The sequence below is a fragment of the Microcoleus sp. LEGE 07076 genome (assembly GCF_015207455.1).
In the GTDB taxonomy this organism is placed as follows: Bacteria; Cyanobacteriota; Cyanobacteriia; order Cyanobacteriales; family Microcoleaceae; genus Microcoleus.
In genome coordinates this window covers 14,180-39,708 of the sequence record NZ_JADEWV010000043.1, presented here as the reverse complement: position 1 = coordinate 39,708, position 25,529 = coordinate 14,180, and the positions used below count along the sequence as shown (strand labels likewise).

23 protein-coding genes are annotated in these 25,529 nt (G+C 45.0%); 15 read left to right on the top strand and 8 right to left on the bottom strand.

What is annotated here, in order from left to right:
* Positions 1-70 precede the first annotated feature (70 nt).
* Together IQ270_RS10045 and hppD are read left to right on the top strand one after the other, a co-directional pair.
* Positions 71-778: an SDR family oxidoreductase gene (locus IQ270_RS10045; RefSeq protein ID WP_193973079.1), complete on the top strand. Its 708-nt coding sequence runs from the start codon at positions 71-73 to the stop codon at positions 776-778.
* Positions 779-1,754: 976 nt separating this feature from the next.
* Positions 1,755-2,816 (top strand): 4-hydroxyphenylpyruvate dioxygenase, encoded by a 1,062-nt coding sequence (hppD, locus tag IQ270_RS10040; protein WP_193973078.1) that lies wholly within the window; start codon positions 1,755-1,757, stop codon positions 2,814-2,816.
* 20 nt (positions 2,817-2,836) lie between these two features.
* Here the strand turns inward: hppD and IQ270_RS10035 are convergent, their stop codons facing one another.
* Positions 2,837-3,370 (bottom strand): GNAT family N-acetyltransferase, encoded by a 534-nt coding sequence (locus tag IQ270_RS10035; protein ID WP_193973077.1) that lies wholly within the window; start codon positions 3,368-3,370, stop codon positions 2,837-2,839.
* 724 nt (positions 3,371-4,094) lie between these two features.
* Positions 4,095-6,191, bottom strand: coding sequence for a diguanylate cyclase (locus tag IQ270_RS10030; RefSeq protein ID WP_193973076.1), 2,097 nt, complete (start codon positions 6,189-6,191; stop codon positions 4,095-4,097).
* Positions 6,192-6,903: 712 nt separating this feature from the next.
* Here IQ270_RS10030 and IQ270_RS10025 point away from each other — a divergent pair.
* Positions 6,904-7,587, top strand: a complete 684-nt coding sequence (locus IQ270_RS10025; RefSeq protein ID WP_193973075.1) for an HAD family hydrolase — start codon at positions 6,904-6,906, stop codon at positions 7,585-7,587.
* 409 nt (positions 7,588-7,996) lie between these two features.
* Here IQ270_RS10025 and IQ270_RS10020 read toward each other — a convergent pair whose 3' ends face one another.
* Both IQ270_RS10020 and pgeF read right to left on the bottom strand, forming a co-directional pair.
* Positions 7,997-8,608 (bottom strand): CPP1-like family protein, encoded by a 612-nt coding sequence (locus tag IQ270_RS10020; protein ID WP_193973074.1) that lies wholly within the window; start codon positions 8,606-8,608, stop codon positions 7,997-7,999.
* A gap of 417 nt (positions 8,609-9,025) precedes the next feature.
* Positions 9,026-9,895, bottom strand: coding sequence for a peptidoglycan editing factor PgeF (pgeF, locus tag IQ270_RS10015; RefSeq protein ID WP_193973073.1), 870 nt, complete (start codon positions 9,893-9,895; stop codon positions 9,026-9,028).
* 579 nt (positions 9,896-10,474) lie between these two features.
* On the opposite strand from pgeF, the gene IQ270_RS32125 reads away from it, so the two are divergent.
* The 10 genes from IQ270_RS32125 (at position 10,475) to IQ270_RS09970 (ending at position 19,651) form a co-directional block, all read left to right on the top strand.
* A complete protein-coding gene (locus IQ270_RS32125) occupies positions 10,475-12,337 on the top strand; it encodes a peptidoglycan DD-metalloendopeptidase family protein (RefSeq protein WP_339384410.1) in 1,863 nt (620 codons plus the stop codon).
* 384 nt (positions 12,338-12,721) lie between these two features.
* A complete protein-coding gene (locus IQ270_RS10005) occupies positions 12,722-15,028 on the top strand; it encodes a hypothetical protein (protein WP_193973071.1) in 2,307 nt (768 codons plus the stop codon).
* 15 nt (positions 15,029-15,043) lie between these two features.
* Entirely contained in the window at positions 15,044-15,934 is an 891-nt protein-coding gene (locus IQ270_RS10000; protein WP_193973070.1) for a glycosyltransferase family 2 protein, read from the top strand.
* A gap of 274 nt (positions 15,935-16,208) precedes the next feature.
* Positions 16,209-16,715 (top strand): hypothetical protein, encoded by a 507-nt coding sequence (locus tag IQ270_RS09995; RefSeq protein WP_193973069.1) that lies wholly within the window; start codon positions 16,209-16,211, stop codon positions 16,713-16,715.
* A gap of 2 nt (positions 16,716-16,717) precedes the next feature.
* Complete coding sequence (locus tag IQ270_RS31865) at positions 16,718-16,852, top strand: hypothetical protein (RefSeq protein WP_255532404.1); 135 nt, start codon at positions 16,718-16,720, stop codon at positions 16,850-16,852.
* 64 nt (positions 16,853-16,916) lie between these two features.
* Positions 16,917-17,153: a hypothetical protein gene (locus tag IQ270_RS09990; RefSeq protein WP_193973068.1), complete on the top strand. Its 237-nt coding sequence runs from the start codon at positions 16,917-16,919 to the stop codon at positions 17,151-17,153.
* 150 nt (positions 17,154-17,303) lie between these two features.
* Positions 17,304-17,699, top strand: coding sequence for a hypothetical protein (locus IQ270_RS09985; RefSeq protein WP_193973067.1), 396 nt, complete (start codon positions 17,304-17,306; stop codon positions 17,697-17,699).
* A gap of 5 nt (positions 17,700-17,704) precedes the next feature.
* The gene (locus IQ270_RS09980) at positions 17,705-17,899 is read left to right on the top strand and encodes a hypothetical protein (protein ID WP_193973066.1); all 195 of its coding nucleotides are present in this window, start codon (positions 17,705-17,707) and stop codon (positions 17,897-17,899) included.
* A gap of 38 nt (positions 17,900-17,937) precedes the next feature.
* Complete coding sequence (locus IQ270_RS09975) at positions 17,938-18,381, top strand: retroviral-like aspartic protease family protein (RefSeq protein WP_228056227.1); 444 nt, start codon at positions 17,938-17,940, stop codon at positions 18,379-18,381.
* Positions 18,382-18,742: 361 nt separating this feature from the next.
* Complete coding sequence (locus tag IQ270_RS09970) at positions 18,743-19,651, top strand: GNAT family N-acetyltransferase (RefSeq protein WP_228056226.1); 909 nt, start codon at positions 18,743-18,745, stop codon at positions 19,649-19,651.
* Between the two features lie 95 nt (positions 19,652-19,746).
* On the opposite strand, the gene IQ270_RS09965 is transcribed toward IQ270_RS09970, so the two are convergent.
* Entirely contained in the window at positions 19,747-21,033 is a 1,287-nt protein-coding gene (locus tag IQ270_RS09965; protein ID WP_193973065.1) for a folylpolyglutamate synthase/dihydrofolate synthase family protein, read from the bottom strand.
* 152 nt (positions 21,034-21,185) lie between these two features.
* On the opposite strand from IQ270_RS09965, the gene IQ270_RS09960 reads away from it, so the two are divergent.
* On the top strand, positions 21,186-22,211 hold the full coding sequence (locus IQ270_RS09960; protein WP_193973064.1) for a DNA cytosine methyltransferase: 1,026 nt from the start codon (positions 21,186-21,188) through the stop codon (positions 22,209-22,211).
* Between the two features lie 9 nt (positions 22,212-22,220).
* On the opposite strand, the gene IQ270_RS09955 is transcribed toward IQ270_RS09960, so the two are convergent.
* The 3 genes from IQ270_RS09955 to IQ270_RS09945 all read right to left on the bottom strand — a co-directional run bounded on the left by IQ270_RS09955 (position 22,221) and on the right by IQ270_RS09945 (position 24,799).
* On the bottom strand, positions 22,221-22,769 hold the full coding sequence (locus IQ270_RS09955) for a hypothetical protein (protein WP_193973063.1): 549 nt from the start codon (positions 22,767-22,769) through the stop codon (positions 22,221-22,223).
* Entirely contained in the window at positions 22,766-23,269 is a 504-nt protein-coding gene (locus IQ270_RS09950) for a DUF4365 domain-containing protein (protein ID WP_193973062.1), read from the bottom strand. Before IQ270_RS09950 ends, IQ270_RS09955 begins: the two co-directional genes overlap by 4 nt.
* A 291-nt stretch (positions 23,270-23,560) precedes the next feature.
* Entirely contained in the window at positions 23,561-24,799 is a 1,239-nt protein-coding gene (locus tag IQ270_RS09945; protein ID WP_193973061.1) for a Zn-dependent hydrolase, read from the bottom strand.
* Between the two features lie 318 nt (positions 24,800-25,117).
* Here IQ270_RS09945 and IQ270_RS09940 point away from each other — a divergent pair, with 318 nt between their 5' ends.
* Entirely contained in the window at positions 25,118-25,513 is a 396-nt protein-coding gene (locus IQ270_RS09940; protein ID WP_193973060.1) for a gamma-glutamylcyclotransferase, read from the top strand.
* Positions 25,514-25,529: the final 16 nt, after the last annotated feature.

The following is a 25,529-nucleotide window of genomic DNA, read 5'->3' as shown; positions in this document are numbered from 1 at the left end:
CAGCCCCAATCCCCACTGACTAGCAACTTGAGTTATCATACAATCTGGACGTAAAGAAATGTAAAGGGATATGCAAGACAAAGTTGTGGTTGTGGTGGGTGCAACTGGTGGCATCGGTTCAGCAGTAGCCCGCAAACTCGCCGATACAGGTGCGACGCTAGTGCTCGCCGCCAGAGACAGCAGTAAATTAGACGCTTTAGCTAGCCAATTTTCCGCAGCAGAGGTACTTTGCGTACCGACAGATATCACCGATTTGCCACAAGTCGAAACCCTGATGCAAAAAACAGTCGAACATTTCGGACAAATTGATGCCCTCGTAAACGCCGCCGGTGCCGGAATTCTCAAGCAGTGGAACAAGCTAGAACCCGCTGATTTAGATGCGATGCTTGACTTGAACTTGAAAGGCAGTTTTTACACTTCTCAAGCAGCCGCCAATGTCATGAAAGAGCGCAAATCCGGCCACATCTGCAACGTCATCGGGATTTTGGGCAAGCATTCGATGGCGATGGGCACAGCTTACTGCGCTTCCAAGTTTGGAGTAGTTGGTTTCAGCAAGTGCATGGCAGATGAGCTGCGCCGCTACGGCATTAAATTTACGCTATTCTATTTTGGCGGGGTCGATTCTCCGTTTTGGGATAATGTGAGTTTAAAGGTAGACAGGTCAAAAATGCTAACTCCTGAAACTGCTGCAAATGCGATTATGTTTGCTCTTGCTGCTGACCCGCAAGCTGTGCCGCTAGAAATTAATATTCAGCCCGAGAGTCATTTGTTCTTTTAGTAGTTTGTAACCTGTACATTACACAGCCGACGAGTTTTTCTGGTGGGTAGTACATCGTTTTTCTGCCAAAAAAAAGGTGCAATCTCTCGACTTAAGTCGTGGAAATTGTTAAAAATTCTACCAAAGTTTAAGCTTCTAGATTTATCTGTGCAGTAAATATCCCATCTCAAATTTCAAATCGATTTTCCAGTACCAGCAACCAGGTTGCTAAGTTTGAGTGTTTTGATTCTGAAACCTAATATCGTGGACTGTTGCATCGGAATCATAAAATCGAATCAACCGTTAACACTCAACCATTCTGTTTTTCCACCCGCCAGTCAACAGTCAACAGTCAACAATCAACAGCCAACAATCACCTGACGGTGCAACCGGAATTGATATAACTCCCCCAAGCAATCTTCTTTACTTTAAGTCTCAAAAATCCCAACGTGAAATAGCGGTTTTTTGCTATTTATGCAATTCAAACTTAACACGCCAGACAGCACTGCGTACTGATGCCGAACCTGACCGGTTGACGGAGACACCCCACCAAACTCAAGTTATCCCAGATACCGAGTTTCTTTTAACCCACATTCGGCAGGTCTTAACATTAAGTGGGGACTTTTATGTAAAAAATGGCTGTAATTCTTTGTAGACAAGCATTCCGCTAATATGTATAAATAGGAATCTTTGTTAATAAGTGTTTATGTGTTATCAATAGCTGTCAATTATTGAGAATGTTTTGAGGTTAAATTCTTAGGATGACGTTTTCTCGTCAAAATACTTTTGACTGTGTTAAGAAGTGCGGAATGTGGGTTTTAAATGCCGATGTATTTCTACCTTCGGAGGGAGTGATTATATTGATTTTTTGCGTTATTATTAAGCCAGCGCTTTAAAAACAAATGAAAAATATCCATTCCTCTGTCTTTACTTTGCAGTTTCCTACTAAAAATCAGCCGAATCTCCATTTTTCACTTTCCATTTTCAATTATTGATTATGGAGTTCGACCGCATTCACTTTTACGTAGAAAATGCTAAAGTATCCCGCGACTGGTTTGTCAGCCACTTAGGCTTTAAATCAATCGCAGGTTCTTTCAACAGCCACACTAGCACTGAATCTGTCAGCAGCGGTAATGTATGTTTTCTTTTATCTTCGCCCCTGACATCCGCTAGTCCCGCTGCTAGTTGGTTGAAGTTTCATCCTCCCGGAATTGCCGATGTGGGTTTTCGGGTAAAAAATATCGAATTAGCAGTAGCTAGAGCGGCCGCCGCAGGCGCTAAAATTCTGGAACCGATTCAAAATAACCTAACAGCAGCAGGCTGTTTTAAGCAAGCAAAAATCGCTGGTTGGGGAGATTTAAGCCACACGCTGGTTGAGCAAATAGGAGAAAATTTAGCGCTACCCGCTTCTAGTAAGCTGTCGCTGTTTACACTAATCGACCATGTAGTTTTAAACGTTGAATCGGGCGATTTGTCAAGTGCTGTTAGTTGGTATCAAAAAATATTAGGTTTTGTGCCGCAGCAAAATTTTGACATTAAAACTGAAAAGTCGGCTTTGCGAAGCCAAGTTATGGTGCACGCTGAAGGTGGGGTGCAATTCCCGATTAACGAACCGGCATCGACTAATTCTCAAATTCAAGAGTTTTTGAGTGCAAATCGGGGGTCTGGAATTCAGCACATGGCTTTACAAACTACCGATATTGTAAGGGTTGTTGCCGATTTGCGATCGCGCGGTTTGCCTTTTCTGCCCGTTCCTCCAACATATTACTCCCAATTGCGACAGCGGCAAAACTATTTGCCTGAAGATTGGCAAGCAATTGCAGCTTCTCAAGTCTTGGTAGATTGGCCAGAAAATACTCCCGCAGCGATGCTGCTCCAAATCTTTACTCAACCAATTTTTGCCGAACCGACTTTCTTTTTCGAGATTATTGAGCGCCGAGTTTCTGTAATTAACGGTAAAAAGGTGCAAGCTGGAGGTTTTGGGGCGGGGAATTTTCGAGCTTTATTTGAGGCAATTGAACGGGAACAAATGAAGAGGGGAAATTTAATCGATAATTGATAAAATTGCAAATTTTAGGCTCAAGCAAGCCTGTCTTTCAGCACTGCGATATCAGTCCAACCGTAGGCAATTTCTTTGACTGCAACTCCTGCTTTATTTGTTTGGTGTTCCTCCACTTTTTTACCTCCTAAAAACTCATAAAACTTGCAGGCTGAATTGTCTCCCAGTACCCAAACAAGCATCGAATTAAAGCTTGATTCAGTCAAGTTTGTAACAACTGCTCGCACAAGTTGCTGTCCGATTCCTTGACGCTGATATTCCTCCAAAATATAGATAGCAAATAATTCTCCTTGATAAACATATTTGCCAGTACGCTCGCAACCGCCCGCAGCAAAACCCACAATTTCTCCCGAGTCATTCTCAGCAACGCAGACAAAATCCCCAGTAGTTTTGACGTTTGACAGGATTTCTTGCCAGTTGTTTTCTCGTTTTTGATATGACAGTTGCGCGAGGTAATCTGTCGGTACAATTTTTCGGTAAGCTGTCCGCCAAGTGTCTAGATTAACTCGTGCAATTGCAGGTGCGTCAGCAATTTTAGCTTCTCTCACAATCATCAGAACATACTCCTTTCTCGCCCCAAAATTCTCTGTTCAATTCTGTGGGTAATTTGTACTTTGGCGATTTTCGGACAAATACCGTTAGGACTTATCTACAGAGCACGAAGATTGTTTTTTCGCGCTGATTTACTTAGAAATTCGGTAGCATCCCAATTGTAAAATCCAGTCTGATCAAATCCGCGCTTCATCGTCCTGTATTCACCTCTCTCTTGTCTTCCTCTCCTCTGTGTTCTCTGCGCCCTAGTAAGGTTAAATCATTCCGAGGCAACCGGAAACGATATTACTTATAAATTCGGTTGATTCGTATATATTCTGTGGTCTCACCCCATCTTTACAGCCTATTCCAGGTTTATTAACTACACCCCAGAAACGTGTTTTTTTTTACAGTTTTTGCTGGATAACTGATGGGTGTTCAAGAAACCCAGTTAGGCGCGTACTGCACCTATAGCGGTTCTCAAGCGTGGTGAGGTATGCCTAGTTTGGCCAGCAGCAGCTCATATGAGAAATCGAAATGCTACACATGGAATATGCTGTATCAGACAAACTGGGTTTATAAAACCTGATTCCTGATTATTTTACCAGGAATGGAGTTGTTAGTTGGGCGGGGGTTTATTGATATTTTGGTTGGGAAGTTAAGATGCGGGTGAACCCGCCCTGGTTCCACACGAATGGTGCAATATAGCGGTTCAAACCCACAATATTGGCAAATCCGCCCCAATGATTAAACGGGGTGCTGAAGGCAAACTATACGATCGCGCCCTTCTAGCTTAGCTCGGTAAAGCGCGCGATCCGCTTCTCCAATTAACCCCTCAATCGATAAACCGACAGCAGGCACAGCAGTAAAAATACCTATACTGAGACTTACAAACTTACTTACCTTGGAAGCAGCATGAAAAATTGTCGCAGCTTTCACATGGCTGCGAATTGATTTAGCTACCCGCATTGCTTCTTGCATATCAGTTCGCGGCAAAATCACCGCAAATTCTTCGCCGCCGTAGCGGGCTGCTAGATATCCGTCCTGTTGAGCGTTGCTGTTTAAAATCTCCGCTACTTGTTTTAAACATTCGTCGCCTCCTTGATGCCCGTAACGATCGTTATAGAGTTTGAAAAAGTCAATATCGCACAAAATTAAAGACAGCGGCTCTTTTTCTTGCTCCATCCACTGCCATTGTAACTCCAATGTTTTGTCAAAACAGCGGCGGTTAGCAATCTGAGTCAAACCGTCTACCGAAGCGAGCCGCTGCAATTCCATATTAGCTCGTTCTAATTCTAACTTGGCTTGTTCTAAAGCTAAGTTTTGGTGAGCTAGTTCTTCACTTTGCCGTTTTTCTTGTTGGTACAAAAATCGGATTGAAGCTTCAGCTTCTTGCAGTTCTTGTTCCGCATATTTGCGCTTGACAAACTGCCCTAATTGAGAACCGACAGCCGCCATCATCTGAAGCAAATCTTCGTCGGGAGGCTGTTTTTCCCGAGCAAAAAAAGTCATTACCCCTACAATTTGACCGCTGGCGCGAATCGGGAAACCGAAAGCCGATCGCAATCCTGCTGTAGCTGCTAAGTGCGATCGCACGAAATTGCGATCTTTGAGAATATCCGTAATCCACTGAGGAAAGCCTGTGTTCCAAACTATTCCCGGTAAACCCGCACCCGGCTCTAGATTAATCTGCTGGGAATTTTCCACAAATTCCCCAACTTCAGTCCCCCGCCACCAAACTCCCACTCGCAACAAAAAAGGCACATCTTCAATAACATTATCTGGTGCAGCGAACAGTAATGGTATTTGGTCGCCACTATTTTTCCCATCAAATTTAGTTTCTTTTTCATCCACAGGCGTCCAAAGTTCGCCAACATCCCATCCCAAACTGTCACAGATAGCTTGCAAAATTTTCGGAGTTGTGCTCTCTAAAGAACCAGATTCTGACATGATGCGAGCTACTGCATACTGTGCTGCTTGACGCTTTTTTATCCGCTGTTCCTCAGTGATATCCCTGCCCACACAGACAAAGTTTTGTATGCTTTTGTTGTCATAGTGCTTGCTTTCTATGCTTGTCTGGATAGTAGAGCAGGAAAATGCAACTGTCAGCTTTGAACCTTTTTTAGTTGTGCAAGCTACTTTTACTTGATGCCAAGATTCATTTTTCAGTTCAGGAGGTAGCTGGCTAACTTGACGCAATAATTCCTCATCAGCCGCAATCATCGAGATGGGTTTATCGATTAATTCTGATTCGGTATATCCAAATAATTGTTGGGTGGATTTATTGACTTTTTTGATTTTTCCAGATTCCGTTGTTACCAATAAAATATCATTAATGGAGTCAAGTATTTGATCTATATAATCGCGAGCATTAGCCAAGTAATCGACTTTAATACTGTTTTCGTTGGCTGCCTGAACCATACTTTGCTGAACTGAAACAGTGTCTGTTACGTTTTCGCAGAAAATAATTAATCTTTCAGGTTTAAGCTGTTCTTTTTGACCAAAGATATACAAATCTAGATACAAATAAGAACCATCAGTTAAAACTCTTGTTACTGAGTTTAATTGAAAACTTGGCTGTCGTTGTTCAATAATATCGTCTAGCAGTTCTTCAATTCCGATCAGTTCGGGAAAACTGTCGCGCACATCTTTACCTTTTTCGATTTCATTAGGAATGTCGGCAAACTCTTGCACGTTCAAGGATGTTTCTTGAATTTTCAGTTCTCGATCGACTGCGACAAATTCAATTCGACGCAAGGATAACAGCTTGTCTAGAAGATTCTTAATACTTTTGGAGCAGGTACGCAAACTTAATGGTGGCAGTATTTCGTCATTGTATAACATAAATCTCAAAGGTTAATAGGTAAAATTAGTTGTTCTTTTACTGCTACTTTGCTGATGTAACTGTTAAGATAAAGGGTGCACCTCATTTTACTTTTGTAGTCCAAAATGTCGCGATATCGCTACATATTTATAAGCGGGCGGACACCCTCTCACTCCCCAAAAAAATGCTTTTACATAGCCTCAGAGGCTGCCTGGAGCAATTTATGTTTGTGAAAGCTTTGCTTTCGCTCGCAACGATAAATCAATACGCGTTCTACGAGCAAGTCCCAAGCTATTAATATGCGGGTTTTAACTCTTGACAGGTGCAACCAAATTTTACGGTTGGTTAATTTAACCAAATTGTAAATTCGACTCTTCTAAGAAGTTTTTTTGTTCTAGACAAAGTTAGCCGAATATGAGTTCGAGCTAATGTTTTGAAGAATTATTTAAACTCAGCCTGAATTCAGCCTGGATTTAGGGCTAGATTGATTAATTAAATATAGCGGTTTGCACTATTTGTGCTGCACTTCTTAATTGTAGATTCCCTGATATTGGTTACAACCGCTACAGTTGAGGATGGGCACAGTTTAATTTAACTGTTGCCTTTAATTAGCACCATTTATATAGAGTTTACCTGCTCAGGGTATTTGTGTCAAGTTTTGTAAATAATCTGTTACCTTGAAGTGATATAATATCCAACAATTTGTATAAAAGCTGGAAAATACTCTGCTAAATGCTGAGACTTATTACTGACTTTGACGGCCCAATCGTGGACGTGTCCAACCGCTATTACCGAGTTTACCTGGACTGTCTGGCCGAGACTCAACGCGAGGGTCAACCAGTCCGCAAACTCGCCTTAGCCGAGTTTTGGGACATGAAGCGGGCACGGGTTCCGGAAACCGAAATCGCCATTTTTTCAGGATTAGACGCAGCTCAATCCCTGGAATTTGCCCAGAAGCGCCGTCAAACCATCCACACTCTCCCTTACCTGATTTACGATCGACCCGCTCAGGGTGCAGTGGAAACCTTAGAGAAGGTGCAGCGGGCTGGAGTAGACTTAACGGTGATGACCATGCGCCGTGTCAGGGAACTAGACGAAGCTTTCACGCGCTGCAATTTAGGGCAATTTTTCCCAGAAAACCGTCGCTATTGCCTCCCCAACGATTACGTCAAAACCGGGGATGTCAAAGATAAGCCGCTGCTGATGGCAAGAGCTCTCGCCGAGCTGCCGCCGGCTTCTGAGCTTTGGATGGTGGGGGATACCGAGGCGGATATGATAGCGGCAAAAACGCACGGTGTCAAGGTAATTGGTGTTTTGTGCGGAATTCGCGATCGTACTCAACTAGAAATGCACCAACCGGATTTGATTGCTAACAATTTGAGCGAAGCAGTTGAGATGATTTTAGGTAGTAGTTAGTTGTCAGTTGTCAGTTGTCAGTTGTCATTAGTTAGTTAGTTATTGTTAGCTGATGTTATTTGTCTCAGGTTTTGATTCCACAATTATTAGTTGTTGACTGCTGGCGATGCCAAAAAAAGAAGGTTTCGACTCCTGATAGTCGATCGCCAACTTTTAGACTTTTGTTCAAGCTCCCAGATTCATCTGTCGAGTCAAGTTTTCAATCCAAAATCGACTGACTGCTAACTAATGACTGTTGACTGTTAACTGTTGACGGCTGACGGTTGTCAGTTGTTAGTTGCTAGTTGTTATTAGCTAATGCTTTCGGGCTAACTGCCAACAACTTTCCTGTCAACAGTCAACTGCCAATTACCAACTGCCAACTGCCAATTACCAACTGACTAATGACTAAGGACTACTGACTACTGAACTATCGCAGAAAACTGCTGACCAGCCACAGAGTTAAAAACGTAAACAAAGCAATAAGTTTCTCTGTTGAGATAAATGCTGTACTGAGCAAAGGGCCCAAAAGACCTCCCAGCACCAAGCCTATAACCAAGCCAGCCACAGTCAGCAGCACGGCCCGACCAAATTTTTGTTCCTTGCGATTAACAAAATAAAGACAAGAGCCGACTCCAAGAGCCAGAGTCAACTGTAGTAAAGAATCATTAGCCGCCGGATAAATACTGAGTCCGCCCAACCCCGCATACACCCCAGCCGGCCACAAAATGTCCGATCGGCTAGGAGTATCGATCAGCCGCTGCAACCAAGCAGGACTGCCCGACGGAGGAGACGGAGTAAAGCTTGCCGGTGGCGGAGTCAGTCGCTCGGGAAAGCGGATGCGTTCGGGCACTTTAATTTTACCTTCCTGTCGCTGTCGCAGGCGATCCATCAGAATCGCGTCATAAGCAGCTTCGATCGATTCCAAACGTTTTTTGTCGCCGCTGTACTGCTCTGCCTGACGGGTGCGGGCCTCTTGCACTTCATCAAAGGAAGCATCTTCATCGACTTCTAGCAGTTGATAGGGAGTTGGCTCACTCATAAAACTTATTAGTATGCGGAAAACTCAGCGTCTTTAGACCTGAGAGGGATGCGAGCGGGCGGTGTGAACCGCCGTGGTCTGAAAGTGTAGGATGTTATGGTTAACCGGGAGTTAACCTTTCGATCGCTAAGCATTTTTGAGCCACCAGCGCTGGGTCATTGATTTTAATAACCCGCCCGAGACTCTCGTTATAGTGCAATCTTAACAAGAGAGGAAAGCGGGGCGGGGGTTCGCGGCCGCTTTCCCAAAAGTTTTGCTGGTAGTTTTTTAGCCGATCGGACAGGAACAAGCAAACCTTGCGAAGGTAGAAAAAAGTAGAAGGCATTCGGCAACAGGAAATAAACAATTATGAATCCAAAGATTTTTGTTTTTACCTTAGCTGTCTCAAATTTTACCTGCTGCCGAATGCTGTGAGCATTAACTTGTCCTGTAGGCGCTGACAATTCCCGACCACTGGATTTTTTTTAGTCGATCGCGGCGGTAGGAAAAAAAGCGACCCGAGTCAGAATAAGTACAGAAAGGAGCGATCGTCACTTGAGAAAGATCGATTCCCAATTGCTGCAATTGCAGAGCATTGCAGAGGCGAACATCCAAGCGTACTTTTCCCGGTTCTGGATCTGCCACTACAGGAGATTCTGGCAATTGCTGCAAAAACTCTAGAATGCCCTCGGCTGTCGCACCAGCGTCTCTGGGAGCAATCGCCGCTCCCAGAGACGCTGCCACTTCCACAGATACCTGGTAAACCTTTCCAGCGATCGCCGGCCCCATAGCAATCTTCAGATTTTCTAATTGACTGCCGGCGGCCACAAGTTGAGCGATCGCCTCTGGTAATATCTTAGCAGCAGTCCCGCGCCAACCCGCGTGAACGGCGGCCACCAGTCCGGTACGATCGTCAGCAATCAGCACCGGCACGCAGTCAGCCGAGCAAACCCATAGCGCCTCAAACTCGCGCTCTGCCACCAAACCATCAGCTTCAACATAGGTTTGAGCGGTGGCGGGCGACACTGGAGCCACAACAGGGTGCAACTGACCTGTTTTGACTACCGCATTGCCGTGTACCTGCTGGAGGCGGTAAACCTTGGCTCCGGGTGCGAGAACTTGTGTCAGCTCGATCGGGCCTTGGGGCGAGAAATCGCGAGTAAAAAAGCCGTGAGACCACCGAGAGAGCAGGCTACAAGTCAGATAGGGCAGACCTTCCGAGTTCTGCCACTGCCAACCGCTCCCCCCAGCTTGTCCGGTGTGTTGAGAGTCAGAAAAATTTGTCGGGCGATCGCCAGCTACAGTCATGAAACCCATCCATCCCCAAGCGAATCATTTGCATTCTATTCTAAGCAATCAACAATTTTGGCGAGGGAGTTTAAAATGCGCGCGATCATCGGCTTTCATCAAAAAAAATCGGCATGATGGAGGCGGTTAACTGCGGTGGACGCTGCGGAAATTTGGCGCGACCCGAGAAATACAGATAATTAACACGCCGGAACGCCAAAGCGCTATCATCGTTGTGGCCCTGACAGGCAGCGATCGCTGCCTTGCAATCGGAAACCCAAAAACCAGGGGGCATCGACCTCCAATCGACGCAGCAGCATTCTAGCTGGTTCGACGCGCTAAAAAAATTGCCTCCAGCCAGGTAAAATCAGTTAAGTTTCTGTATTTTCTGTATTTAAAGATCCCGATTGCCAGACATTCGATCCAGACCAGGCCAAAAAACAGATACTTGCTCCAAGACTCCTGTCGCCAGCAGCCCAAAACTTGAGACTAAGATTCCTGCTCCCAGATTCTAATGCTGCAAGTAAATCTCAAACCTCAAATCTCAAATAGACTGACTTCGATCTCCTTGCGTCCCCTGTTGAGTTGGGAAAAAAAATCGTGAAACCTGTTCCAGACAAACAAATCACAGCTCATTTGAACACCAAAGAGCCCAAAAATAACCCTAAAGGCCCCCGGACTCGATCGCGCCTGTTGTCCGATCGCTCGCTGCTGGTGGGACTGGGCTGCCTCGCCAGTTTGGGACTGCTCAGCAAAGGTCTAGTGTGGGCCCAAACCGAAACTCCGCCAGCAGAACAAGCCGTCCCCAGCGCCGCAGACCTCCAGCCGCTATTTGAAGCACCTCTGCCGCCCCCGGAACCGGCATTGAGCCAAGTGGAGCCAGAACCGTACCCCGAACCGCAGGCAGAAGCTCCGGCTCCCGAGCCTGTCTATGCCGAACCGCCTCGGCAGTCAGATTACGTCACAGAAGCACCTCCTGCCCAATATTATTTGCCCGAACCGGCGCTGATTCCCCTGCCAGAAGCGACGGCCCAGGAGCCTCCTTTTGAAGCGCCAGTTAACCCAGCCTACGCTGAAAGCGACCAAACAGACTACAGCGCTGGTGCTACCAGCGACTACTACGAACCGCCAACAAGAATCGAGTTTGCAGAGCGATCAAGCGGCTGCGAAGGTTCCTGGTATTCAGAGGGTTCGTGCGGGACTGCCGCTGTTTCCGAGCCGGTCAGGGCCGAAGCAGCCCCTCCCAGCAACAGGCCGGAAACTCCGATCGCAGAAGAACCCAATTACAGCCCGGAAACTCCGATCGCAGGTAACTCATATATTGCACCCCCTGCTCCACAAAATCTGCCACAAAACATTCCGGACAATCTTCCGAGAAATGTTCGGGAAAATATTCGGGGAAATGTTCGGGGAAATTTTGCCGAAAATAATAGCGGTAATTCTGCCAATAAAGTCGATCGAGCCCTCGAACACATAGGCAACCAGGTTTGGGGGCAAGAAAACCGGGGTCAATCGGCTTATAAACCCAGAGGGTACTCAGCAGACAGAGGGTACTCAGCAGACAGCGACTACTCAGCAGACGGAGGGTACTCAGCAGACAGAGGGTACTCAGCAGAGAGAGGGTACTCAGCAGAGAGAGGGTACTCAGTTAACCCTGCATCTTACGGCTACCAGGCTCCACCGCCCAGCATGGGACTCGGGCCGATTCAAGTCGGTGCCGTGAGTGTCAGCAGCGGCAGCAATACAGGTTTTGCTTACTACAATCTCACGCCCCGTCCTTTAGGAAAGCCCGGAAATGGCAACACAAGCCTGCTGTTTCCGCTATCTATTGCTGCCGAAATTACTTCGCCTTTCGGGTGGCGGACTCATCCAGTTATGGGCTACGGCAGGTTTCACACCGGAACAGACTTGGGAGCTCCGATGGGAACGCCCGTACTGGCGGCTTATGCAGGTAAAGTGGCGATCGCCGATTGGTTGGGCGGCTACGGTTTGACAGTGGTTCTAGACCACAACAAACAGTCTCAGGAAACTCTCTACGGCCACCTTTCGGAACTGTTTGTGAAACCCGGAGAGTTTGTGAAACAGGGAGAGACCATCGGCCGAGTCGGCAGTACGGGAATGTCTACAGGGCCTCACCTCCACTTCGAGGTGCGGCAAATGACCGATCGGGGTTGGGTGGCGATCGACCCAGGCGCTCAGCTAGAATTCGCCGTAGCAAAAATGATCGGCACGTTGGAAACGGCAAAAGTACCGCAAATGCCGAAAATCGTCGAAATACAAAGCGCTAACGGACTCAAGGATTTAGAAAACGATCTGCCTCAGCTTCCACCTCTGCCGCTGGGAATGGACATCGAAGTTCACAACCTCCAGCCGCCATTCCCGGAATTGCTAAAAGCTGACACTTCTGGCATCAAAGACAAGGAAGCCGTCAAACCCAAAACCCAGAAGCAAGCTAGCAGATAAAAATTGGGGAGCAGCTCAACAACGAGGACAATCAAATAGGTTTGTAGTGAGGACTAAAGTCCTCTCCTCAGATTTCGATCGGGATAGAACTTACGCAGGGGCGATCGGAAACCGGGTTTTTCAACCAAAATAATTGCTGAAAACCATTAATCTAGGTAAAAAAAACCCGGTTTCTCGTTTGGTGCAACCGCGCCCGACGTTTAGGACATTCTGGAACGCTGAAAATATTGCGGCGACTGCATTTTCACATCGACTTCTTCCTTCTTCCTTCCTTCTGCTATAGTGCGTCCAGGACGAGAGGACTCGCACTCCTTACTACAAACACTTTACTGGCAAAAGCCTGGTAATGTGGAAAATCCAATAAAAATTGGGAACTTGCAGCCTATGTTAATAGCGCAGCACTTGTGGGAATTAATTTTATTTCTAATTATTGTAGTCGGGCCAATTCCCTTAAGCTTGTCTCTTGCCTTCGAGAATCAGAACGAAAACAGTAAAAGTTCGTTGCCTCATTTTGTCCTCGTACTTTTGACGGGATGGAGCATTGTACAAGTTTGTATTGGCTTGATCTTGGGGAGTGCCGATCGCCTAAATATTTCTGCGATCATTATAGTAGAAATTGTGATTTGTGCGATCGGCACAATTGGGCTTTCTACCAAAAAACACAGAAATTCTACCTTATGGCAGTCGCAGATTCCCAAACTCAAGCAACCTCTGGGCTTATCCGAATTCCTAATTATTTTTGCCGCCGCTTTTGCTGGATTTGTGCTGTGGGAAACCCTAGCAACCAAACCCACAACCAATTATGACTCATTGTGGTTTCACCTGAGTGCGATCGCCCGATGGTATCAAACCCATTCATTTACACTATTAGATGTCACCGGAAATTGGATTTTTGAACAAGAGCAAGCCCGAGTATATCCCTACAACTGGCACGTTTTATCTGCCTTGTGCGTACTCCCCTTCAAGGAAGACTTTTTCGCAGCTTTTCCCCTGCTAATTGCCTGGGTAATTGAAGGAATTGCCGTCTATCTATTGAGTTCCAAATTTGGAGCGACCCGAATCCACGCTATGGCAGCATCATCTTTAGTATTGACAGTACCGATGGTGCTCAACCAAATTAACACCATTCACCCAGACTTACCGCTAGCGGCCATATTTACAGCGGGTTTGTATCTCGGTTTATCCTATCACAGCAGCCGATCGCCATCCGAACTATCCTTATTTTTAGCAGCCGCAGGAATGCTAGCCGGAATAAAAATCACCGGCATAGTCTATGCAGCCTCACTCTTAGGAGGATTAGCAATCTTAGAAATTCAAAGATTTGCGGTTAACAAAAAATCCACACCAGCTAATTGGAGAATTCGCCGCTTTCTCAAACCAGTCTTGCTGTGTGGCATAGTTTGTTGCTTATTTTTAGGAGGTTTTTGGTATGCCAGAAACTTGCTGCACATTAATTATCCTGTCGGGAATAGTGGCGAGATTAAAGTTCCCTTACAGCCTGTTCCCTTACCGTCTCCCGTACCTTCGCCCACACCTCCGGTACAGCAGCCAACACCTACCTTACCTGCGCCGCCAGTTGCGCCGTCTTTCAAGATTTGGCAAAGCACTTTAGCCGCTCAATTCAATCCCCGCGATATTTCTCACTGGCAAACTCTCGGCTGGCAAACTCTCGTGAGATTACAACTGCCATTTCTGGCGATCGCACTTCAGGTATTGGCAGCACCTCTAACTGCGATCAAAGGTAAAATTAGAACGATCGATCGAAACAATATTATTCTGACTGTAGTTCTCACCAGCACCGGAATTCTGTATCTAATTACACCTTACACCTCCGGTACTGGGGGAGAGTCGATCGGTCAAATCAGCCCTTTACTCGGTTTCAATTTCAGATACGGATTTCCCTTCTTAAGCTTGCTAGGCATCGCAGCCGCAGCTACAGCCACTAAATTAAAAACTCGAAATCGAGTTGTTGTCGCAGTTGTTTTAGCCAGCAGTATTTTCGGCATTACTAGCAGCACAATTTTTGACCTTATTAAAAAAGCTTCTTTTACCGGAACAACTATTGTTTGGGGAAGCGGCTTGATCGACCAATTCAAATCAAATTTCGGGGAAGCCATCAAGACTGTGATAAAAATATTAGCTCCCAGTTGGCAAAATTTAGGAATCTACCCGTTACTTTATATTGGATTCCTGCTATTTGCTGGGATTTTGTTGAAGCAAAATCCCAGTTTAATCGAGTTAAAAAATCAACTCGCCCGCCTCAAAAAACCGATTCGTACAATCATAATTTGTGCGTGTATAGCCTTAATGGTAAGTGCTACTTGGGTGGCGAGGGAAAAACGAAATATTGCTCGCGCCGAACTGTATCGCGGCATTTACAAGTATATCGATAAAAATACAGTACCCGATGAAAGAATAGGCTTCTTTTTAAGTTCCCGCAGCTACCTGTTTTACGGGAGAAATTTGGACAGACAAGTTTTATACGTGCCGTTTAGAAGCGATCGAATTCCGGCATGGATAGACAACCTGCGACAAAATAAAATTAGCACTGTGGGATTCGGGCCCCTGACTGAGACAGACGAATACACCAAACAAGCTTTGTCTTGGCTGACAAGTTCCGACGGCCCGCTGCAACCAGTTTTTGGCAAAGACTTTAATACTGAGCCAGTGCTGTATCGCTTGAAAAATTAAAAGTTATTAGTTATCATGAACCAAGCTGAGACTCTATTTTCAATTATTGTTCCGACTTACAATCGCCCCGACAAATTAGCGGCTTGTATTCAATCTTTTGTGGCCCTAGAATATCCGCGCGATAAGTTTCAAGTCATTGTCGTCAACGACAGCACAGAAATATCTGTAGAAAGTACAATTTCCCCTTTTCTCAATCAGCTAAATCTCACACTTCTGACACAACCAAACTCCGGCCCGGCAACGGCACGAAATACTGGAGGTTTTACCGCAGTAGGCAAATTTTTAGTGTTTACAGACGATGACTGTACTGTGGCGACAGATTGGCTGCAAAATTTGGAAAAGCGATTTGGGGAAACACCGGATTGCTTAATCGGAGGTCGGACTCTCAACGCGCTGCCGGATAACATTTATTCTACTGCCAGCCAGCAACTGATCGATTACCTTTACAGTTACTATAATACTATTGGCGATCGCGCACAATTTTTTACTTCTAACAATTTTGCCCTTCCCGCCCTGGCTTTCCAACAAATCGGCGGGTTTGACACAACTTTTTCTTTAGCTGCTGGAGAAGACCGGGAATTTTGCTTTCGCTGGCTCAATTTGGGAGGCCGTGCGGTCTACGCTCCCCAAGTTACAGTCTATCACTCCCACGCACTAACTCTGAGCAAGTTTTGGCAGCAGCAATTCAATTACGGCAGAGGTGCTTTTTTGTTTGGGCAAATTATCTCGAAACGGGCGGGTAAGGGAAAACTGCAACATCCGTCATTTTATCTGAATTTGCTAATTTATCCGTTTGGCCACGCAGCGGGTTTTCAAAAGCTATTAATTGCGGTATTGTTTTTAGTCTCTCAGGTGGGGATTGCGGCGGGTTTGTTTTGGGAAAAAAACAATTTTGTTGAGGAATAAATTGGGATTTGTGAACCGCAGAGAGCGCTCTTGGCGCAGAGAGAGAAGTTAGTTTTAGTAGGTGCGTCAGCTTTGCATTGTCGATTATTGAGAGAATAGTTCGCTGACTCACCCTACAACTTTATTCTTTAGTCCGCGTCGGCGGACTTCGTTTCTGTAGTAGCGGTTTCAACCGCCGAGTTATGCGATTAATTGCTGCATTTTTTTTAGTCTCTCAGGTGGGGATTACGGCGGGTTTTTTTGGGAAAAAAACAATTTTGTTGAGGAATAAATATTGTTCTTCCATTTTGTTGATAACAACAATTTTTCTTTTGCTGCATATACTCCTGGAAAATCTATTCCTCTAAAAGGGAAACCTAGTCTTAACGGGATTCATGGATCATTAGATGTTCTCGGTTTTTTCATACCAGGAGCAGACGCTACTAATGCAGTTCTTTATGTAGGTGAAGGAGTCTTTTATTTTATTAGTGGGAATAATGCACAAGCATTAAAAAGCTTTGGTGAAGCTGCATTATCTGGTGTCAGTGAATTGCCTTTAGGCGATTTGATAAAAACTCATAAATTATCGAAGGTAGTCAAATTTGTAGAAAAAGACGGAAAAATATTGGATACAATTTTTCCTAAAGTTCATGATTACAGTAAGATTTATGAGAAAGCAAATCCAGCACTAAAAATCAAGATTAGTGAGGCTATTGGAGAAGGTGGTGCTGCTACTTGGGCTAAATCAAACCTTAAGGGTTACAAGCCAACCCCGAAAATCTCATCAAAAACTCAGAGGTAATTATGTCTTCTCAAAACATCCTGCAACAAATCAAAAACTCCCACTCCCTTTTACTAGCGAGTCGCGATCCGCCTTTGCACCCCACGCGATCGCCCTTACCAAAATCTCAACAACCAGAAACCTGTGCGATGCTATAATTAGAAGAGCGATCGCCATCAGAACGCCTTACTATAGGACAAGCTCCAACCATAGAATAGAGCCATGTCCACCTCCGATCGAATAATCCACTCACGTTATGCCGACGCTACACCAGTATTTGAGGAACAAGAGCCAAATCGCTTACCCAGTGATAGCAAACCCCTACCCGATACCAACGCTACTGGCCCACATTCACAACTGCGATGGGACATAATTAACAATAGAATCTATCAAGCTCGTGAATTTGATGCTAACGGCTATCCAATCCGCGACATTGACTTCACCAAGTCCCACCTATAGAAATGGCAACCCACGTCCCAATCATGCGCCACCCCCTCATCAACACCTGTGGCAACTCAACAATCCCCAAATTGGCCCGCGATCGGGTTTTAAAAGACAAGGTGGCGGCGGTTCTCCTCTAGATTTACCCTAAAAATAGGAGTCAAAACCATGCAAGGCATTACTATTACCGACCAAACCACTGATGGTTTCTTAGCTGTAAACTTGATAGATATCCTACAAGCGATCGCACCCGCAGTTTTAACAACACAGTGGCAAATTTCCCACCTAGAATGTCTGGGAATAACAGCCGAACAACTCCATCAAATCGCCGATACTCAGCAATGGATATCCGGTGCATTATTGTTACAATTGGCAGCGGAAATTACACAAGTGATTGACGGCAAATTTCAAGGCCAGCGTCTAAATGAAAATCAGCCTTGGTTAATTATCACCGCAGTAGATAGTACAGCTTATGATGTTGAAACTGTAGATGAAAACATCCTTGCTCAAATTCGACAGCAGTTTCAGCAAGTTAGCGAATTGCCAATACTGTTAACTGCCTAATAAAAATGTGCGATCGCCCTTGGCAAAAATCTCAACAAACAGAAACCTGTGCGATCGCACCTCTCTCCGAGAAACCGGGTTTCTGCGCTCGCTTTTACACCCCACCGAAATATTTAGCAAGAAACCCGGTTTCTCGATCCACGCGATCGATCGCCCGCTTTTTAAAAGTCCGATCGCCAATCAAAAAAAGTTACAATTAAAGGATGTAATCAGTCCCACTATTCAGTAGGAAACAACTATGCAAACTCAAACCAACAAAGCAATGGGAAAACTTTTCGCCACTCTGACAATCATTAACCGCGCCGACCAAATTCTAGCAGAGGCAGGGGTGAAATCAGAAGACCAAATTCGATCGATAACCCTCAAAAATGTATTAGTAGACACAGGTGCAACTACCTTGTGTTTGTCACAAGACGCGATCGCCAAACTGGGACTAAAACTCCTCAAAGAAGTAGACGTAGCCACCGCAATGGGCATTGGCAAAGCCAGAATTTTCCGAGACGCTACCATATCAATGTTCGATCGGGAAGGAACCTTCGAGTGCTTGGAATTACCGGGAGGTAAAGATGCTCTTTTGGGAGTCATACCTTTAGAAGCTTTGGGGTTAGAAATTGATTTACAAAATCAAATTTTAAAACCGTTACCCATCAGTCCAACAGAAACTTATTTGACGATTTTGTAGCGCGATTCATCCAGAATTTACCCACTTCGATCGAAAAAACTGGGTTTTTGGCGGTTTTTGCGTTCTGTAACCAAGTATTTTCGTAATAACCCGGTTTCTGGGCATCATCGTAAGTCCCATATATTAACTTTTATTACAAAAACTCGGATTTTGCGTAAAAATACCCCGCGAAATCCCAATACACAATAGAAGGCTTTCACCTTCGGAGCAAATTCACCCCCCAAAAACCGATGACAGCCGCAACTATACCGATCGCCCCCATCGCCCCTTACAGCCACCGTCTAGCCACCGTAGAAGACAGAAAGGACTCGCCCTCCTATGGCAAGCATTCGCTGCTGAACGCGAAGCGATCGACCCCTCAATGCTGGTCAAACCTAACTTCGACTTTGAAAAATACGTCACCAACCAAATCGAAAAACCCCTTTCTTTCTGCTGGATATTAGAACACAGCGACAGCATTATCGGCTGTCTATTTATCTACTATTACGACGAAGCCCCGCCCGCAAATATCCCCGAATACTTGATTCAGCAACACCACATTGAAAACCCCTTTCAATCCCGCCGAGTCGGTTCCGTTTTGGGGATGTACGTTCAGCCAGAACATCGGAAATCAGAAGCAATTCAAATGCTAGCAAAAGCTGCGATCGCCCATGCTAAAACTATGAAAGTTAGCGATATAGACTTACTAATTGCAGCCGATCAATCCGGTATGCAAGCCATGTTGCAGCGGGCTGGATTTACCAAAGCCGCAGTGCAATATACTCGCCATTACGACATAGCAACGGATGTTGAATTACCCAGCTTGCATCCGCCCCATCCCGAATTACCCGATGTCGAATTGCCGGCACCGAGAGCAATTCCGCTGCGCCACCCGCAAACTAACGAACTCTTGCGCGATTCTCAAGGAGAACCTGTTTTCTTGATGCCCTTAGTGGATGACAAAGGTGAATTGCTGAAGTCATCTAGCGGTCAACCTATTTACCCGGAATTATTGTTAGATCCGGCCACTAATTCTTGGGTCATTGATGAGGAGGATAAATTAGTTACTTGTCCGATTTTGCGGGATGAAAATGGATTAATTGTCGAAAATCAAGACATTGTTCAATTTGATCGTCCTGCTTACCAAATTATTGATGGAAAACCAGGTCTAATGCAAGATGAAAGTGGTAACTATGTATTTTGTGATGTCGAACGGGACAAACAGGGAAAAATAGTGAAAAGTCCTGATGGATTTCCCGTGTTTAAACAACCCAAAATTTGGCAGAATTAACTGTAATGGGATTGTTTGTTGTTGCAGAGATATGTAGGGTGCGTCAGACTGATTTCTAGGCGGATGATTGAGAGTTTTGGTTCTGACGCACCTTACTAACCGCAAATGGATGCTGAATGAAGAGGAGAGGTTTGTTGTTGCAGGAAATGACCGATGAGATACAGAGAACCGCATAGAACTGTTAAATTGTCCTCTGCAACAGCAACATCTAAGGCTGTTTTTAAATCACTAAACGTTTGGCAGAGTGTTAATTCTGGACAAATTTTTGGGGCGATGGTTGCTAATTCTGCTGGGGATTTTGAATTGGGTTCTGGTACGGGTACTAAATACAGTCGATCGCCCTTTTTGAGTAATGCTTGTAAAATATCATCGCAGTCTTTCGTCGCCAGAATGCCGATTACCCAGTTAATCGGGGACGGGGAAGTGGTAAGATTGTCTACATATTCGCGCAGGGCGATCGCAGCAGCGGGGTTGTGCGCGCCATCAATCAGGATGTTGCGATTGTTCCAAGTTGTCTGCTGAAGTCTTCCCGGCCATTGAGTTTGGGCGATTCCGTTGGCGATCGCACTTTGGGATATTTGCCATCCTTGGTTTTGGAGAATTTCGATAGTGGCGATCGCCATTGCTGAATTCATCAGTTGAATTTTTCCCAACAACGGCAGTTGATATCTTATTTTAACAGTATTTTGACTTAACTGATATTCTGCTAATCCTTGTCCTAAATCTTTAGCTGGTTTTACCCAAGTTGCCGGACAATCTAATTCTTGGATACATTTTTCAATTACTATTCTAGCCGATTCTGGCAATTCTCCGATAACTGCCGGACAATTTGCTTTGACAATACCAGCTTTTTCCCCAGCAATATCGGCGACAGTGGGGCCGAGTATTTGCCAGTGTTCGAGACTGATAGAAGTAATCACACTGACAAGGGGATTGTCGCAAACATTAGTCGCGTCTAGTCTTCCTCCCAATCCAGTTTCGATCACGGCGATATCGGTTTTTTGTTCGGCGAAGTACAGCCAAGCTACAGCGGTGATGATTTCAAATTGAGTCGGACTTTCTGTATTACCTTCCGCAGCGCTGACAACTTTTTCAAGACAGTCTTGCAATGCTATTGGAGAAATTGGTTTTTGGTTAATACAAATTCTTTCTGTCCAATCGATTAAGTGCGGGGATGTGTAGCGCCCGACTCGATAACCTGCTGCTGTGAGTACGGATGAGAGATAAGCGCAAACGGAACCTTTGCCATTTGTACCGGCAACGTGGATAATGGGTACTTGTTTGTGGGGGTTGTCTAGTTTTTCGAGGAGTTGGTGAATTCTTTCGAGGCCGAGGTGGACGCCGAAGTGTTGGTAAGATTTGAGGATGGAGTTTGCATTCATTGAGGATTATAAATTCTGTTTGTTTGTGAATTATATTTTTTTCTTTAACCGCAGAGGGCGCAGAGGGCGCAGAGTGAGAGAAGTAAGAGACAGATATCTCATCAAAGAAAGTTTTATTATTTATTTATTGTATTTATTGCGGGTAACAAAAGGTGGCTTTGAATATTATTTCTCTGTTTGCGGGTTGTGGTGGATTGGATTTGGGTTTTCGTCTGGCTGGTTTTAATCCGGTTTGGGCGAATGAATACGATCGCACTATTTGGGATACCTACGAGTTCAACCATTCTGACACTATTTTAGATCGCAGAGATATCAGAAAAATTAATTCTGATGAAATTCCTGACTGTGTTGGGATTATCGGCGGGCCTCCGTGTCAAAGTTGGAGTGCGGCGGGCGCGAAACGGGGAATTGATGACAGTCGGGGTCAGCTTTTTTGGGAGTATATCAGAATTGTGCGGGACAAGCAGCCTTTGTTTTTTTTAGCTGAGAATGTTAGCGGTATTTTGGCTCCTAGAAATCAGGATGCTTTCACTTATATATTATCGCAGTTTGAGGAAATTGGGTATCGGGTTTCGTTCAAGTTGGTGAATGCTAAAAGTTTTGGTGTGCCGCAAGATAGGCAAAGGGTGATTGTGATCGGTTATCGTCATAATCTGGGTTTTGGTTTTGAGTTTCCCGAACCTGGAACCGAGGTTTTGACGCTGCAAGATGCAATTTCTGATTTGCAGGCGATCGCCCCAATTCCAGTCAAGAGTAAAGTAGATAATTATCACGATTCTGTCGCAAATCACGAATGTGCAGATTTGAGTTTTTCCAGCATTTATATGTCCCGGAATCGAGTTAGAAGTTGGGGTGAACCTTCCTTTACAATTCAGGCAAGCGGTAGACACGCACCTCTGCACCCTCAAGCTAGTAAAATGATTTTGGTTGGCAAAGATCAGCGCATTTTCGATCCGAATTCCCCCCAGCCTTACCGTCGGCTTTCTGTGCGAGAGTGTGCGCGAGTTCAGACTTTCCCGGATGAGTTTATTTTTAAGTACAAGTATATTGCTGACGGCTACAAAATGGTTGGGAATGCAGTACCTGTTAATTTGGCTAGAGTTTTAGCAAGTAAGATTTATGCGGATATTTGTTCTGTAGGGGCGGTGCCAAGAGTGCCAGCCCTTTCACTCCTGTAACATTATCTGTTAATTTTGCCATAAATCATCTAGAGTAAAGTTGCGGGGATTTTTGAGAATGAAAGTTTGATTTTCTTTGATTAAATCTCCCGTACACAGGAAAGGCAAGCGTTCTTGATAAGCTTTGATGGCTAGGATATAATCTTTGTCTGCAAGTTCGGTTTTGATTTTGTGTAATTTGTCGGCAATCACGCCTAACAAGGTAATCTCGCCACTTAATTTGTCGGGGTTGGGCGTGTGAATTTGCATCACGACTCCCTGAATAGTTGTATTGGGAAGCCCGGTAATTAAGTCTGCTAAAATTTCAGTTTGCGATCGATTTTCGATAGCCTCTAATGTCTCAAGCATCAAGCTCATAGACAGGGGAAAGTCTAGAAGCTCACAATTTAAAGGTAGAACAATTTGAGGCGTTTCTGAGGTGAAATTGCCACTCCTCCAAATAATAGCAATGTCATCTATTTTATGCGCTTGCTTCCAACCTGTTGATTCTAGGTAGTCGCTGATTTTCTCAGGTTGGAGATTTTTGAGCAATTCAATATCTTTAATTGTCACATTCATAGTTGTCTCCCGGTTGCGATACGCTGCATGATAGTTGTGAGAGCATCAACAGAAAATATATTTGTTCTGGGTATCGAAATAGTGACGGTTTCTTTATTGTCAGTGGGTGCTGCACCTTTTAATGATATCCAATAGGCGCAGCGTTTTAAGCAGAGTTGCGCTTCTGTCTGTTGCAGCCAGTCCTTGGGTCGATCGGCAACAGTCACTACAATTATAATCCTAGGAGGGTAGGCATTGTTTGTTCTCAATTCTTCGTAGTTTTTAATATTCAGAGGATAGCGAAGGCTATTTTCATTGAGGAACTCTCTTGAGGTACATTTGACTTGAATGTAAAGGATGGGAAAGTTGGGTAAACCTGGTTCTGCGATTCCAGTAATAATTAGGTCTACACCCAGTCTGTCTAGAGGAGTAGTTGTTCGCTGGCAGATGCACCCCGCTGCTGAGGCAATGGCGTAAATGCAAGCATAGCTGAATTCTTCTTTTTGGGTGTTGATATCCATTAAACTGCTACTGCGTTTTTGTTGCCATAAACTAATGATATAATACTAAGTTCGCTGAGAAAATTCTGCTGTATAAAGTTGCGGTGGGTGACTACTGAGGCATTCTACTATCGCACAATTTTATTCACAGTCACGCACCCTACATCGCTTTGAAAGCAGATTTAGTTCGCGATCGCACGGGTGACCAGAAACCGGGTTTTTCACGAAAATTATTCGTTGTCACCTACAGATTAAATAAAAAACCCGGTTTCTTTGTCGGGAGTGCGTTCAGGAATGAGATTATCGATCGCCCTATCCGTAAAGCCGATCGAGCTTTAGGAACGTTTGCAGCAGCGCATTCGCCCCCTGAGTACACTGTTGTGGGGAAGTATACTCGTCCTCTGCATGGCTGATGCCGCCCCGAGAAGCCACAAAAATCATCCCCATATCAGTAAAGCGTCCGATTTCTTGAGCGTCATGTCCGGCCCTGCTGATTAAATGCGTGTAACTCAAGCCTAATTCTTCACAAACTTCTACAATTGCATTCTGAATCTTTGGTGCTGCTAGGGTCGGCTGTACGTGCAGCAATTGAGTCATTTCAATTTCGGTTTTGGTGGCAGAAGCTATTGCTTTAAACTCCAATTTCATTTGGGTTAACAATTGTTCTAAATTAGTTTGAGACAAATCGCGCAAGTCGATTTTAAACTCAACTTTTCCCGGCACAGTATTCGTAGCATTTGGCCAAACGTTTAAGTAGCCTACCGTTGCTACTTGTTCTCCCGGTGTTTCTACTCCCAGTTTGTTGACTGCTAGTACCATTTGCGAAGCGGCTACCAGCGCATCTTTTCTGGCGTGCATCGGTGTTGAACCCGCATGATTGGGGCGACCTGTTACTGTCACTCCCATGCGGTACTGTCCGACAATGCCTTGGACTACTCCTATTTGAGATCCGGTACTTTCCAAAACGCCTCCTTGTTCGACGTGCAGTTCCACAAAAGCTGCTATTTCTTTGGGGTGGCGTTTTGCCTCGGCAATTTTTGACCAATCTCCGCCAATTTGTGCTAAACAAGTTTGAATGGAAGTGCCATCAATGCGGCGGTAATGTTCTGGATCGCTGACTGTATTTCCCGCCATTGCTTTGCAGCCGATAACGGTACTTTCTTCGTCGGTAAATACGATCGTCTCGATGGGATGTTCCAAGCGCAGGCCGTTTTCGCGCAATACTCGCACGACTTCAATTCCTGCCAAAACTCCCAAAACTCCGTCAAAATGGCCCGCCGTAGGAACGGTATCAATATGAGAACCGGTTGCTAGTGCGGCACCTTCGCGCAATCCAGCATATCTACCGATCGTATTTCCGGCCGCGTCAATCCGAACTGTCATCCCTGCTTCTACCATCCAAGACTCAACCAGTTTGCGGGCGAGCAAATCTTCTTTGGTAAAAGCTACCCGACTGACTCCTCCTCCCGGTAATTTGCCGATTTCGGCGAGTTGGGCGATGCTGTGGTTGAGGCGCGAACCGTTGACTGAAAGTGCTAGCGTAACTGTCATCTCATATTCTCCTATTCTTAAAAATTTAACGAGGCGATCGATCTTGTATGATTAGTCGTTTAACTAAGTATTGTATACTGTATGCAATATCAGTTAAATATGTACAATAATGTAGTATTGCCTACAAAACGCTATCGGCTTTGGGACTTAAACTGCTGTAGGCAAAACACAGCACCAAAAATAAACCGGGTGTTTTGTTTTGAGTGCAGGTGACAATGCAGGAAGTTCGTAAAAAACCAAGGTGATGATTTTCCATATAAAGTCGATCGCAGCAATTTAACTGTAAAAAAGAACACAATTTTTAATCGATCGGGTGATATGAGTCAAACAACAATTGTAGCTAAACGAGTATTCATTTGCGGTTCAGCCCTTCGGGGTCAGCCGGACAACAGCAACCTGGGAGAGGCAAAGTTCATCAGAGAAGCCAAAACTCGTGCGATTTACCGCTTACACTCTGCAGAAAATGGCTGGCATCCTGCAATTTACGAAGTGGCGACAGGAGGCGTATCAATTCCCGGAGAAGTGTACGAACTAACTTCAGAAGACTTTGAACAGCTTGCAACCGGAGAACCCCCACATATGTATCCATCAGATGTGATTTTGGAAGACGGGGAAGTATTAACAGCTTTCCTCTACCCCCGCGAGTTAGTAGAGAAATACCAATGGGAAGATATTTCCGATCGCGGTGGTTGGGCCGCTTACAAAGCAGGTTAGTAGTGAGGACGAAGAG

What these genes read in the sequence shown, in the direction of transcription:
- IQ270_RS09965 (WP_193973065.1), bottom strand. Translation starts at nt 21,033, where the DNA reads ATGAATGCAAACTCCATCCTCAAATCTTACCAACACTTCGGCGTCCAC.
- IQ270_RS09985 (WP_193973067.1), top strand. Translation starts at nt 17,304, where the DNA reads ATGCAAGGCATTACTATTACCGACCAAACCACTGATGGTTTCTTAGCT.
- IQ270_RS10035 (WP_193973077.1), bottom strand. Translation starts at nt 3,370, where the DNA reads ATGATTGTGAGAGAAGCTAAAATTGCTGACGCACCTGCAATTGCACGA.
- IQ270_RS10000 (WP_193973070.1), top strand. Translation starts at nt 15,044, where the DNA reads ATGAACCAAGCTGAGACTCTATTTTCAATTATTGTTCCGACTTACAAT.
- IQ270_RS10045 (WP_193973079.1), top strand. Translation starts at nt 71, where the DNA reads ATGCAAGACAAAGTTGTGGTTGTGGTGGGTGCAACTGGTGGCATCGGT.
- IQ270_RS09950 (WP_193973062.1), bottom strand. Translation starts at nt 23,269, where the DNA reads ATGGATATCAACACCCAAAAAGAAGAATTCAGCTATGCTTGCATTTAC.
- IQ270_RS10025 (WP_193973075.1), top strand. Translation starts at nt 6,904, where the DNA reads ATGCTGAGACTTATTACTGACTTTGACGGCCCAATCGTGGACGTGTCC.
- IQ270_RS09940 (WP_193973060.1), top strand. Translation starts at nt 25,118, where the DNA reads ATGAGTCAAACAACAATTGTAGCTAAACGAGTATTCATTTGCGGTTCA.
- IQ270_RS09970 (WP_228056226.1), top strand. Translation starts at nt 18,743, where the DNA reads ATGCTGGTCAAACCTAACTTCGACTTTGAAAAATACGTCACCAACCAA.
- IQ270_RS09975 (WP_228056227.1), top strand. Translation starts at nt 17,938, where the DNA reads ATGCAAACTCAAACCAACAAAGCAATGGGAAAACTTTTCGCCACTCTG.
- IQ270_RS09980 (WP_193973066.1), top strand. Translation starts at nt 17,705, where the DNA reads ATGTGCGATCGCCCTTGGCAAAAATCTCAACAAACAGAAACCTGTGCG.
- IQ270_RS31865 (WP_255532404.1), top strand. Translation starts at nt 16,718, where the DNA reads ATGTCTTCTCAAAACATCCTGCAACAAATCAAAAACTCCCACTCCCTT.
- IQ270_RS09945 (WP_193973061.1), bottom strand. Translation starts at nt 24,799, where the DNA reads ATGACAGTTACGCTAGCACTTTCAGTCAACGGTTCGCGCCTCAACCAC.
- IQ270_RS10030 (WP_193973076.1), bottom strand. Translation starts at nt 6,191, where the DNA reads ATGTTATACAATGACGAAATACTGCCACCATTAAGTTTGCGTACCTGC.
- IQ270_RS09955 (WP_193973063.1), bottom strand. Translation starts at nt 22,769, where the DNA reads ATGAATGTGACAATTAAAGATATTGAATTGCTCAAAAATCTCCAACCT.
- hppD (WP_193973078.1), top strand. Translation starts at nt 1,755, where the DNA reads ATGGAGTTCGACCGCATTCACTTTTACGTAGAAAATGCTAAAGTATCC.
- IQ270_RS10005 (WP_193973071.1), top strand. Translation starts at nt 12,722, where the DNA reads ATGTTAATAGCGCAGCACTTGTGGGAATTAATTTTATTTCTAATTATT.
- IQ270_RS09990 (WP_193973068.1), top strand. Translation starts at nt 16,917, where the DNA reads ATGTCCACCTCCGATCGAATAATCCACTCACGTTATGCCGACGCTACA.
- IQ270_RS10020 (WP_193973074.1), bottom strand. Translation starts at nt 8,608, where the DNA reads ATGAGTGAGCCAACTCCCTATCAACTGCTAGAAGTCGATGAAGATGCT.
- pgeF (WP_193973073.1), bottom strand. Translation starts at nt 9,895, where the DNA reads ATGACTGTAGCTGGCGATCGCCCGACAAATTTTTCTGACTCTCAACAC.